The 11638-nt window shown below is 61.0% G+C and carries 11 protein-coding genes; 6 read left to right on the top strand and 5 right to left on the bottom strand.

The features are described 5' to 3' along the window. Nucleotides 1-11: 11 nt before the first annotated feature. Complete coding sequence (locus BM026_RS22875; RefSeq protein WP_093530166.1) at nt 12-665, top strand: HAD family hydrolase; 654 nt, start codon at nt 12-14, stop codon at nt 663-665. A gap of 116 nt (nt 666-781) precedes the next feature. Here BM026_RS22875 and BM026_RS22870 read toward each other — a convergent pair whose 3' ends face one another. Further along, entirely contained in the window at nt 782-1744 is a 963-nt protein-coding gene (locus BM026_RS22870) for a zinc-binding dehydrogenase (RefSeq protein WP_093530164.1), read from the bottom strand. A gap of 138 nt (nt 1745-1882) precedes the next feature. Here BM026_RS22870 and BM026_RS22865 point away from each other — a divergent pair, with 138 nt between their 5' ends. Beyond that, nucleotides 1883-3964 (top strand): carboxy terminal-processing peptidase, encoded by a 2082-nt coding sequence (locus BM026_RS22865; protein ID WP_175507964.1) that lies wholly within the window; start codon nt 1883-1885, stop codon nt 3962-3964. 118 nt (nt 3965-4082) lie between these two features. Further along, nucleotides 4083-5852 (top strand): bifunctional diguanylate cyclase/phosphodiesterase, encoded by a 1770-nt coding sequence (locus BM026_RS22860; protein ID WP_071492291.1) that lies wholly within the window; start codon nt 4083-4085, stop codon nt 5850-5852. Here BM026_RS22860 and BM026_RS22855 read toward each other — a convergent pair. The 4 genes from BM026_RS22855 to BM026_RS22840 form a co-directional block, all read right to left on the bottom strand. Then, nucleotides 5849-6220, bottom strand: coding sequence for a hypothetical protein (locus BM026_RS22855; protein ID WP_005786715.1), 372 nt, complete (start codon nt 6218-6220; stop codon nt 5849-5851). The genes BM026_RS22860 and BM026_RS22855 overlap by 4 nt on opposite strands. Next, nucleotides 6217-6558 (bottom strand): helix-turn-helix domain-containing protein, encoded by a 342-nt coding sequence (locus BM026_RS22850; protein ID WP_093514451.1) that lies wholly within the window; start codon nt 6556-6558, stop codon nt 6217-6219. Before BM026_RS22850 ends, BM026_RS22855 begins: the two co-directional genes overlap by 4 nt. A 92-nt stretch (nt 6559-6650) precedes the next feature. Further along, nucleotides 6651-7109: a YkvA family protein gene (locus BM026_RS22845; protein ID WP_093514450.1), complete on the bottom strand. Its 459-nt coding sequence runs from the start codon at nt 7107-7109 to the stop codon at nt 6651-6653. Between the two features lie 323 nt (nt 7110-7432). After that, complete coding sequence (locus BM026_RS22840; protein ID WP_071492256.1) at nt 7433-8164, bottom strand: BamJ family beta-barrel-assembly machinery protein; 732 nt, start codon at nt 8162-8164, stop codon at nt 7433-7435. Nucleotides 8165-8422: 258 nt separating this feature from the next. Between BM026_RS22840 and BM026_RS22835 the strand changes: the two genes are divergently transcribed. The 3 genes from BM026_RS22835 to BM026_RS29425 all read left to right on the top strand — a co-directional run bounded on the left by BM026_RS22835 (nt 8423) and on the right by BM026_RS29425 (nt 11627). Next, nucleotides 8423-10231 (top strand): di-heme-cytochrome C peroxidase, encoded by a 1809-nt coding sequence (locus BM026_RS22835; protein WP_093530160.1) that lies wholly within the window; start codon nt 8423-8425, stop codon nt 10229-10231. Next, nucleotides 10228-11394 carry a catalase family protein gene (locus tag BM026_RS22830; protein WP_093530158.1) on the top strand — a complete coding sequence of 389 codons (1167 nt, stop codon included), beginning with the start codon at nt 10228-10230 and terminating at the stop codon, nt 11392-11394. Before BM026_RS22835 ends, BM026_RS22830 begins: the two co-directional genes overlap by 4 nt. A gap of 110 nt (nt 11395-11504) precedes the next feature. Continuing rightward, a complete protein-coding gene (locus tag BM026_RS29425) occupies nt 11505-11627 on the top strand; it encodes a hypothetical protein (RefSeq protein ID WP_256572963.1) in 123 nt (40 codons plus the stop codon). Nucleotides 11628-11638: the final 11 nt, after the last annotated feature.

Genomic DNA, 11638 nt, shown 5'->3' with positions numbered 1-11638 from the left:
GAGCGTGACGGATGGCATTGGTAATTTTTGATCTGGACGACACCCTGATCCATGGCGACTGCGCCACCCTGTGGAGCGAGCAGATGGGCCGCCTGGGCTGGGTCGACCCTGAGTCGTTCATGCGCAGGAACAACGAATTGATGGCCGCCTACAGCCAGGGCCAGCTGAAGATGGAAGACTTCATGGACTTCAGCCTGGAGCCGATGATCGGCCGCACGCCGGAGGAAATCGAGCACTTGGTGGAGCCGTGGGTCGAGGATGTGATCGAGCCGCTGATCTACAGCGACGCCACCAAGACCATCGCCCGCCACCGTGCGAATGGCGACCGGATCCTGGTGATCTCCGCCTCGGGCACGCACCTGGTTACGCCGATTGCGGCGCGGATCGGCATTGATGAAGTGCTGGGGATTGAACTGGACGTCAGCCATGGCGTGTACAGCGGGCGTACCGCGGGTGTACTGACGTACCGTGAAGGCAAGATCACGCGTCTGCTGGCGTGGTTGGAACAGGAAGGTGAAACGCTGGAAGGCGCGTATTTCTATTCGGACTCACGCAATGATTTGCCGTTGCTGCTGAAGGTGGATCATCCGCAGGTGGTGAACCCGGACCCGGTACTGCGCGAACACGCCGAAAAAGCTGGCTGGCCAATCCACCACTGGATCTGATTGAACCGAGATCAAAATGTGGGAGGGGGCTTGCCCCCGATGGCAGTGTGTCAGATGAAGAATTCTTCACTGTCCCACCGCCATCGGGGGCAAGCCCCCTCCCACATTGACCGCATTCAGCTCAAATTTTCGTCGATCACCAACACCAACTTCCCGGAAATCTGGTTGGTCGCCAGCTCGGCAAACGCCGCCTCGGCATCCTTGATCGGGAAGGTCTTGGCCAGTTGCGGGCTCAGCCGCCCTTCAACAAACAGCGGCCATACATGCTGGCTCAAGTCGCTGAGCAGGTCGGCCTTGAACTGATCACTGCGGCTGCGCAAGGTCGAGCCCAGCAACTGAATGCGCTTGCCCAGTACCTGGGCCAGGTCCAGTTGCGCGTCACGCCCGCCCATCAAGCCGATCAACACCCAACGACCATCGAGGGCCAGCAGCTTGAGGTCCAGCGCCGCATAGTTGCCACCGACCGGGTCGAGGATCACATCGAACGGCCCGAAATCCCGCAACCCCTCGATGCCGTCGGTACGCACCACGCCGCCCTGTGCACCGAGCTCCTCGCAATAGGTCAGGCGCTCTGCCGAGCCGACGCTGACCCAGCACGGACTGCCAAACGCCTTGCACAACTGGATCGCCGCCGAGCCCACGCCGCTGGCGCCGGCATGCAGCAGTACCTTTTCACCGGGCTTGAGGCCCGCCAACTGGAACAGATTCAGCCACGCCGTGCTGTACACCTCGGGCAGCGCCGCCGCTTCGACCAGCGACAGGCCTTCCGGAACCGGCAGCACGTGGCGCGCATCCACCACCACTTCCTCGGCCATGCCGCCACCGGCGAGCAGTGCGCAAACCCGGTCACCGACTTGCCAGGACGAGCCGGCGCCCACTTCGCTGATCACCCCGGAACACTCCAGGCCCAGCACGTGGCTGGCACCCGGCGGCGGCGGATAGAGCCCCGCCCGCTGTAATAAATCGGCGCGATTGAGGCCCGCTGCCGCCACACGAATACGAACTTGCCCTACATCGCAAGTAGGACCGGGTTCTTCCAACCACTCCACATGACCGTCAACGCCTTGCAATGCTTTCACAGTGCCTCCATAGTGAGTCTGGACTGAGCCCGTAGCTGTATCGCCGGGCTTTTTGCATTATGCGACCGGACCATATGGAACCGGCTCCCTCAAAGACGGCCTAATATGCGTTATCAATTGCCCCCGCGTCGAATCAGCATGAAGCATCTGTTCCCCAGCACCGCCCTCGCTCTATTCATTGGTCTCGGCTTCGCGTCGATGTCGACCAATACGTTCGCAGCCAACAGCTGGGACAATCTTCAACCTGATCGCGATGAGGTGATTGCCAGCCTTAACGTCGTCGAGTTGCTCAAGCGCCATCACTACAGCAAGCCGCCGCTGGACGACGCTCGCTCAGTGATCATCTACGACAGCTACCTCAAGCTGCTGGACCCGTCGCGCAGCTACTTCCTAGCCAGCGATATCGCTGAGTTCGACAAGTGGAAGCCCCAGTTCGACGACTTCCTCAAGAGCGGCGACCTGCAGCCCGCGTTCACCATCTACAAGCGTTACCTGGACCGCGTCAAAGCGCGTCTGGACTTCGCCCTGGGTGAGCTGGACAAAGGCGTCGACAAGCTCGACTTCACCCAGAAGGAAAACCTTCTGGTGGACCGCAAGGACGCACCTTGGCTGACCAGCACCGCCGCGCTTGACGACCTGTGGCGCAAACGCGTCAAGGACGAAGTGCTGCGCCTGAAGATCGCCGGCAAAGAGCCCAAGGCCATCCAGGAGCTGTTGACCAAGCGCTACAAGAATCAGTTGGCGCGCCTGGACCAGACCCGTGCCGAAGATATCTTCCAGGCCTACATCAACACCTTCGCGATGTCCTACGACCCGCACACCAATTATCTGTCGCCAGATAACGCGGAAAATTTTGATATCAACATGAGTCTATCGCTGGAAGGCATCGGTGCCGTCCTGCAAAGCGACAATGATCAGGTCAAGATCGTGCGCCTGGTACCGGCAGGCCCGGCCGACAAGACCAAGCAGGTCGCTCCGGCCGACAAGATCATCGGCGTGGCCCAGGGCGACAAAGAGATGGTCGACGTGGTCGGTTGGCGCCTGGACGAAGTGGTCAAGCTGATCCGTGGGCCGAAAGGCAGCGTGGTGCGCCTGGAAGTGATTCCGCACACCAATGCACCGAACGACCAGACCAGCAAGATCGTGTCCATCACCCGTGAAGCGGTGAAGCTCGAAGACCAGGCTGTGCAAAAGAAAATCCTCAACCTCAAGCAGGATGGCAAGGACTACAAGCTGGGCGTGATTGAGATCCCGGCCTTCTACCTGGACTTCAAGGCCTTCCGTGCCGGCGATCCGGACTACAAATCCACCACCCGCGACGTGAAGAAAATCCTCACCGAACTGCAGAAGGAAAAAGTCGACGGCGTGGTCATCGACCTGCGCAACAACGGCGGCGGCTCCCTGCAGGAAGCCACCGAGCTGACCAGCTTGTTTATCGACAAGGGCCCGACCGTGTTGGTACGCAACGCGGATGGCCGTGTCGACGTGCTGGAAGACGAGAACCCGGGCGCCTTCTACAAAGGCCCGATGGCCTTGCTGGTCAACCGCCTCTCGGCCTCGGCCTCGGAGATTTTCGCCGGCGCCATGCAGGACTACCACCGCGCCTTGATCATCGGCGGCCAGACCTTCGGCAAAGGCACCGTGCAGACCATCCAGCCGCTGAACCATGGCGAGCTGAAACTGACGCTGGCCAAGTTCTACCGGGTTTCCGGGCAGAGCACCCAGCACCAGGGCGTACTGCCGGACATCGATTTCCCGTCGATCATCGACACCAAGGAAATCGGCGAAAGCGCCCTGCCGGAAGCCATGCCGTGGGACACCATCCGCCCGGCGATCAAGCCGGCGTCGGATCCGTTCAAGCCGTTCCTGACGCAGTTGAAGGCTGACCACGACACCCGCTCCGCCAAGGATGCCGAGTTCGTGTTCATCCGCGACAAGCTGGCCCTGGCCAAGAAGTTGATGGAAGAAAAAACCGTCAGCCTCAACGAAGTGGACCGTCGCGCGCAGCATGCCGACATCGAAAACAAGCAACTCGTACTGGAAAACATCCGCCGCAAGGCCAAGGGTGAGGATCCACTCAAGGAGCTGAAGAAAGAAGACGAAGATGCGCTGCCGACCGAAGCGGAAAAAACCAAGCCGGAAGACGACGCCTACCTGGCCGAGACCGGCCGGATCCTGCTGGACTACCTGAAGATCAGCAAGCAGGTGGCCAAGCAGTAAATGATGGCGATTTAATGTGATCGCTCCTTGGAGTGTCATCATATAGACATCATTCTGTCGTGAAATGAAGGACCGCAGGTTTCAAGCCTGCGGTCCTTTTTTTTCGATCGAGATCGCCATGACCATGACCGAACAGCTGAATGCATTGGGCTCTATCTTGGCTCAAGGCAGTTTGCACAGCCTGTTCCAACCGATCATCTGCCTGTCTGAACGGCGCATTCTCGGCTACGAAGCCCTCAGCCGCGGCCCGTCCAACAGCCCGCTGCACTCCCCCGTCGCCCTGTTCTCCGTGGCCAGCCAGGCCGGACGCCTGAGTGAACTGGAGATCGCCTGCCGCGAAAGCGCGTGCCGGCGCTTCAGCGAGCAGAAGCTACCGGGCAAGCTGTTCCTCAACGTCTCGCCTCAATCCCTGATGGAAACCGCGCACCAACCGGGACGCACCCTGCAACTGCTGCATGACTACGGCATTCCACCCAGCCAGGTGGTGATCGAACTCACCGAACAAACCCCCACCAACGATATCGACCTGTTGCAAACCGCCCTGCATCACTACCGCAACATGGGCTTCTCGATTGCCCTGGATGACCTGGGCGCCGGTTATTCCAGCCTGCGCTTGTGGTCGGAGCTGCGTCCGGATTACGTGAAGATTGACCGGCACTTTATCGACGGTATCCATCAGGATGCGCTCAAGCGCGAGTTTGTCGGCTCCATCCTGCAGATCGCCAAGGCGTCGCGCGCCCAGGTGATTGCCGAAGGCATTGAGTTGCACGAGGAGTTGGCGGTGCTGACGGAAATGGGTGTGGACCTGGTCCAGGGCTACCTGCTGTGCCGACCGCAGGAGCAACCGCCGCAGGAAGCCCGCCTCATGCTGCCCAAGCCCGACAGTTCCAATGTGGCACTGAACGATGAAGGCAGCGACCTCAGCGCCCTGCTGAGCGAACAGCCGGCGGTGGACCAGGACACCGCCACCGCCCAGGTACTCGAAGCGTTCCGCCGCCAGGCCAACCTCAATTCCCTGGCGGTGCTGGACGGGCGTGGGCACCCGATCGGTATCGTGCACCGGCATTCGCTGTCGGATGCACTGCTCAAGCCGTTCGCCACCGACCTGTTTGCACGCAAGCCCATCAGCCGCTTGATGAGCACCGACTTCCTGGCGGTGGAGTTGAGCCAGTCGCTGCAACAGGTCAGCCGCCTGCTCACCAGCCGTGCGCGGCAACGTATCGAAGAAGACTTCATCATCACCCTCAATGGCGATTACCTGGGTCTGGGCCGGGTGATCGATGTGCTCAAGCTGATCACCGAACGGAAAATCCAGCAGGCGCGCTACGCCAATCCACTGACCCTGCTACCCGGCAACGTGCCGATCCAGCAGTGCCTCACACGTCTTCTGCAACAGCAGCGCGAGTCGGTGATCTGCTACGTGGATATCGACAGTTTCAAGCCGTTCAACGACATCTACGGCTATGGGCGTGGGGATGAGGTGTTGCTGTGCCTGGCGCAGTGCCTGAACGACCGCGTCGATCCCAGCCGCGACTTTGTCGGGCATATCGGCGGTGATGACTTTTTGCTGGTGCTCGGCCCGCAGGACTGGCGCAAGCGGCTCAACCAGCTGCTGGATGACTTCCACACCCAATGCCGGCGCTTCTACCGCGCCGAGCATCTGGAGGCCGGCTGTTTCGTGGCGTTGAACCGCCAGGGCGTGCGCCAGGAGTTTGCACTGCTGTCGCTGTCCATCGGGGTGGTGCATTTGTATCCACAGGCCTGTGGACAACTCGATGCCAGCCAGTTGGCGGAGTTGGCGTCGCAAGCCAAACACCATGCCAAGGATATGGCCGGCTACAGCATCCATGTGATCGACAGCATGGACGCACTGCCCCAGGCGCTTTAAGCCTCGGCGGACTCGGGATACTCGTATTCAAACACGCGCACCACTTCCGAAGCGTGCCAGGAGGCGGCGGCCACGCCATCGGACGGCCCGCTGAAACGCCCCAGGCGCTCCACGCACTCAAAGAAACCGGTACGCGGCAAACGGCTGGCACCCTGGCTGATCACCAGCGAGCTGCGCAATGGCTGCTCGGCCTTGGCGTCCAGCGCTGCCAGGTGTTCCAGGGCAGCGGCCAGGGTTTGCATGGCCGGAGTGGGAAATTGCAGGCGCTCCAACAGCGCGCGGTAGGTCAGCAAATGGCGCTGGCGGCGCGCCTGGTCCAGTTCGTTGAGTAACCCATCCCAGTGTTGACGGCTGATACGTAGGCTCAAGATTCATCCCTCCAACCTGCAACGCCCAATTCCCAGGCCAGGCTGCGGCGGATCGCGGCATCCGGCTGGCGTTCACCACTTTCAATCAATCCAAGATATGACGGGCTGATGCCCACGGTGCGGGCCAGGGTCTCGATCGCCAGGCCTTTGGCTTCGCGCAAGCCGCGCAGGTCGGCGAGCAGGCGCAGATCCTGCGCAGGGGCGGCTTGGGCAGTCGATACGGAAGGAGGTGGCGTAGGCTGTTGCTGACCGGCCGCTTTTAGCAACGCCTGGTACTGATCCCATGGCAACACCGCGTATTCGGGTTCGCCATTGCGTGAAATTATCTGAATATCCATGACTGCCCCGTAGGATAACTGCACTTACTAAGTAAGCTCTTTCCTTAGGAGTGTAATCCTAACAGCCACAAAGGTCGCAGGGGATAGCCAGGTCATGGGTTTTTTTGCGGGTTTTCCTGGGCCAGCAGCGCGGGCGTCGCAGGCAGCCGCTCAACCACGGCGAGCTTTTCCGGACGCTGAGCGTCGCGCCAGGCGCGAAACGCGCTCAGTTCGCCGTCCAGGGTTTTCATGACCCATGCCAGCACGGCAATGTCGTCGAGCATGCCGAACATGGGGATAAAGTCGGGGATCGCATCAATCGGGCTGAGGAAATACATCAGCCCCGCCACCACCGAGATCAGCGCCTTGGGGCTGATGGCCCGGTACTCACCGCGCCAGTAAGCCAGGCACAGGGCCTGGAGCAACCTGAGATCATCCTTGAGCTTGCCCAGGCGATTGCCTTGGTTCGAGCCCTTGGCAGCGACCGCGAACAATAGCGTAGGCAAGCGCCCGCGACCCAGAAGGCGTGCGGCCATGGGCAGGAAACGGGTGAAATTGAACGGTGGTTTCATTCGTCACTCCAGTTCCATATGACATAAAAGGTTATCCACACAAATTGTGGATAACCTTGTGAACAGAGCCTGTTTTCCGGGCTGAAAGCCACGTAGTACAAGGCTTGCAGTCAGATCGGGCGTTTTTTGCGCACTGAAAAAAAACCCAAGATTTCATTGACTTGGCGTTGATGTGCGGCTACCCGTACTCGAGTCTTATATCAGACTGTTGGAGGTTGCAGACGTTCGTTTGAATTCGCCAGGCTCTGATGTGGGAGAGGGCTTGCTGACCACAGAAACAACAACGCCCCGTCGAGACGGGGCGTTGTATGTTCAGGCGCCGATTACTTCTTGGCGGCTGGTGCAGCAGGCGCGTCAGCCTTGGCTGGGTCCTTGATGGCCAGCAGTTCCAGGTCGAAGACCAGCACGGAGTTGGCTGGAATCGCCGGGCTCGGGCTCTGTGCGCCGTAGGCCAGGTCGGAAGGAATGTACAACTCGACCTTCTCGCCCACGTGCATCAGTTGCAGGCCTTCGACCCAACCCGGGATCACACCGCTGACCGGCAGGTCAATCGGGCTGCCGCGATCCACGGAGCTGTCAAAGGTGGTGCCGTTGGTGAGCTTGCCGGTGTAATGAACAGTCACCACGTCGGTCGGCTTGGGCTGGGCGCCATCGCCCTTCTTCACGATCTTGTACTGCAGACCGGAAGCGGTGGTGACGACGCCGTCTTTCTTGGCGTTATCTTCGAGGAATTTCTTGCCGGCGGCTGCCGACTCTTCGCTCATCTTGGTCATGCGTTCTTCGGCACGCTTCTGCAGTGCGGCAAACGCTTCAACCAGTTCGTCGTCTTTGAGCTTCTGCTCTTTTTTGCCGACCGCATCTTCGATGCCCTGGGCTACCGCTTTGGAATCCAGGTCATCCATGCCTTCTTGGGCAAGGCTCTTGCCCATGTTCAGGCCGATACCGTAGGAAGCTTTCTGCGCCGGGGTTTTCAGCTCTACGCTGGTCTGCGAATCACAACCCGCAAGTACCAGGCTAACCAGGGCCACCGCCGCCGCCAACCGATGCTGTTTCATGCTATTTCCTTGTTCATGCGCCAAAAGGGCATTCGAATAAAGTCGCGAGCTTATCAGGCGGCCACGACCAATGGCTACCGGCATGTGAGCAGGAAACTTCCGATAAGTTCACGTGTTTAAAAGCATTTTCATTCATGATGCAGGGCCGCGACGCATCGTGGAGCCACCTACTACCAGGCTCATGGCCACTTGCCGCCCTTGTGGCGTAGTGGCATAACAACGCGACCACTCGACAAGGCCGAGACAAGGATAGCCATCTTGCGCATTTTTTCCCGTGTTTTACTCCTGATATTCGCCATGTTGGCCCTGGTGCTGGCCGTGGTGCTCTATTACACCATCAACCCCAAGCTGCCGGACTACGTGCCTGTGGAGCAGGTCCACTACCAGGACCAATGGAGTGCCGCCGACCGCCAGACCTATTACTTCACGCCCCAGGGCACACAAGTGAAAGGCCTGCACTACGACTGGTTCACCGCCCTCGAACTGCCGTTTTCCGAGCGACGTTTTGCCACGCCCGACTACCTGGCGCGCTTCGGTTTCCTGGTCGACCCCAGGCAGGTGCCCACCGTGCAAAACCCCGGCAACTTGCCCGTGGGTTTCGCCCGGCATAAAAACGCCGGCAGCAACGTTGAATACCTGGATATCACCTGCGCCGCCTGCCATACCGGCGAGCTGCACTTCAAAGGCCAGGCCCTGCGCATCGACGGCGGCTCGGCCCAGCATGTACTGCCCTCCAGCGTTCCGACCCTGCGCGGCGGCAGTTTCGGCCAGGCGTTGGTCGCCAGCCTCGCCGCCACCTACTACAACCCGTGGAAGTTCGAGCGTTTTGCCCGCCAAGTGCTCGGCGATCGCTACGACGCCGAACACAAACAACTGCGCCAGGACTTCAAGCAATCGCTGAACCAGTTCCTCAAGGTGGCCTGGAATGACACCCATCGCGGCCTCTACCCCACCGAGGAAGGCCCGGGCCGCACCGACGCGTTTGGCCGTATCGCCAACGCCAGCTTTGGCGATGCGATTTCCCCCGACAATTATCGCGTCGCCAACGCGCCGGTGGACTACCCGCAGTTGTGGGACATCTGGACTTTCGATTGGGTGCAATGGAACGGTTCGGCCCAGCAACCCATGGCGCGCAATATCGGTGAGGCCCTGGGTGTCGGCGCCACGCTGAGCTTTTTCGACGCCGCCGGCCAGCCACTCCAGGGCGATGCGCGTTACCCGTCCAGCGTCCGCGTGCGTGACCTCAACCTCATCGAAGAAACCCTGCAACGCCTCAAGCCGCCGACCTGGCCCGAGGAGCTGTTCGGCGCCATCGACAAGCCCCTCGCCGCCCAGGGCCGTGCACTGTTCGCGGAAAACTGCGCCGGCTGCCATGTGCCCAGCGTCACCCAGGAACACGGCCGCCCGGTGCAGGCGCTTAAAATGCTGCCGGTGGACTACATCGGCACCGACCCCGGTACTGCCAGCAACATTGCCGACCAACGCTACGACCTCAGCGCCCTGCAATGGGACCCGGCGGAACTGGCCACACTCAACGTCGAGCTGCACCCGACGCCGACCGAACCGCTGGACCTGAAAAAGATGTCCGTGGCCAAGGGCCTCGCCTACGTCACCGCGTTTGTCGAAGAGCATGCCTACCGTGCCGCCGGCGTGACCCCGGCCGAGCGTCCGCGCCTGGATGGCTACGGCTTGCCCATCGGCGTGCGCGAGCTGCGGGCCTATAAGGCGCGGCCATTGGCTGGCGTATGGGCTACGCCGCCGTTCCTGCACAACGGTTCGGTGCCGACGATCTACCAATTACTCTCGCCTCAGGACGAGCGCAGCACCACCTTCTATAAAGGCACCTTCAACTACGATCCGCGTCATCTGGGCTTCGAAACCGGTGCGTTCAAGAACGCCTTCCTGTTCGATACCAAAATCACCGGCAACCACAACAGCGGCCACGAATTCCGTGCCGGGCAACGTGGCAATGGCGTGATCGGCCGTTACCTGCAACCGCAGGAACGCTGGGCGCTGCTGGAATACCTCAAAGTGCTGGGCGGCCCGCTGGAGCAACAACTGCCATGATGATTCGATCCCCCTACGACCGACCTTCCCTGCTTGCCCGCCTGTGGCTGCGCATGGGTGCGTTTCTCGGCAAGACCTTAGTCTGGCTGGTGGGCCTCGGCCTGCTCGGCTGGCTGGCCGCTACCGCCTGGTATGCCTGGCAGCACAGCGGGCCGGTGTCGCCGAATGAGCAGGTTCCGCCCGGCGAAGCGGCGATGACCCAGGGCATCATCCAGACGGCGGTGCGCATCGTCGACCAGCACCGCGAAGGGACGCGCTATCTGCGCGACGCCCACGCCAAGGCCCATGGCTGCGTGAAGGCCGAAGTCAGCGTAATGGCCGACCTCGATCCGGCGCTGCGCCAGGGCGTGTTTGCCGAGCCGGGCAAGACCTGGCAGGCGCTGATGCGGCTGTCCAACGGCAACGCCTACCCGCAGTTCGACAGCATCCGCGATGCACGGGGCATGGCGCTCAAGCTGTTGGACGTGCCGGGCAAGCAACTGCTGGCCGACCAGCAGACCCGCACCGAACAGGACTTCGTGATGTTCAGCCACCCGAACTTCTTTGTCAGTGATGTCGCGGAGTACGCACAGAACATCGGCGCCCAGGCGGATGGCAAGAAAGTCCTGGCGTTCTTCCCCAAGGTCGACCCGCGTACCTGGCAGGTCCGTCACCTGTTCATCGCCCTCGCCACCCTGGCGCCGGCACCGGCGAGCCCGACACAGACCACGTACTTTTCGGTCTCGCCCTACAAGTTCGGCGCGGCCAACGCCAAGTTCCGCGCGGCCCCCGACCCACAGAGTTGCCCGGAATACGCACTGCCCAAACAGAATCAGGACCTGCCGAATTTCCTGCGCAGTGCCTTGAGCCAGCAGTTGTCTACCGATCGCGTGCCGGCGTGTTTCGTGCTGCAGATCCAGCGGCAGAACCCGCAGAAATTCATGCCCATCGAAGACACCAGCATCGAGTGGAAGGAAAGCGACGCGCCGTATGAGACGGTGGCCAAGGTGCGGATCCCGGCGCAGGACTTCGATACCCCCGAGCAGAACCTGGCGTGCGACAACCAGTCGTTCAACCCCTGGTTCGGCGTAGCAGAGCATCGCCCCATCGGCGGCATCAACCGCTTGCGCAAGGCGGTGTATGAAGCGGTCAGCGATTACCGCCACAGCCGCAACGCCCCGTAAAAAGTGCGTAACAATAGGCCCGCCCGCATAAGGATTGCGTCGGGTCTATTGAGCCGCTTTCGCCCCGCCTCTACCGTGAAGACCTACTCCATCACCTGTAGGAAACCACCGTGGAAAGCTCAACCCTCGGCATGCTCGTACTCACCCTGATTGCAGTGTTCGGCACCGCGTCTTTTTGTTTCGAGCACTTGGCGACGCGTCAGACCCGCAAGAAAAAAACCGGCCAACGTTGACCTTCAGCCAG

The sequence above is a fragment of the Pseudomonas sp. NFPP24 genome, assembly GCF_900112095.1.
In the GTDB taxonomy this organism is placed as follows: Bacteria; Pseudomonadota; Gammaproteobacteria; order Pseudomonadales; family Pseudomonadaceae; genus Aquipseudomonas; species Aquipseudomonas extremorientalis.
Note: the sequence above shows the minus strand (reverse complement) of the source record. Positions and strands in the feature narration are given on the sequence as shown.

Coding starts and splice junctions, on each gene's coding strand:
- BM026_RS22875 (WP_093530166.1), top strand. CDS start 12: ATGGCATTGGTAATTTTTGATCTGGACGACACCCTGATCCATGGCGAC.
- BM026_RS22865 (WP_175507964.1), top strand. CDS start 1,883: ATGAAGCATCTGTTCCCCAGCACCGCCCTCGCTCTATTCATTGGTCTC.
- BM026_RS22860 (WP_071492291.1), top strand. CDS start 4,083: ATGACCATGACCGAACAGCTGAATGCATTGGGCTCTATCTTGGCTCAA.
- BM026_RS22850 (WP_093514451.1), bottom strand. CDS start 6,558: ATGGATATTCAGATAATTTCACGCAATGGCGAACCCGAATACGCGGTG.
- BM026_RS22845 (WP_093514450.1), bottom strand. CDS start 7,109: ATGAAACCACCGTTCAATTTCACCCGTTTCCTGCCCATGGCCGCACGC.
- BM026_RS22840 (WP_071492256.1), bottom strand. CDS start 8,164: ATGAAACAGCATCGGTTGGCGGCGGCGGTGGCCCTGGTTAGCCTGGTA.
- BM026_RS22830 (WP_093530158.1), top strand. CDS start 10,228: ATGATGATTCGATCCCCCTACGACCGACCTTCCCTGCTTGCCCGCCTG.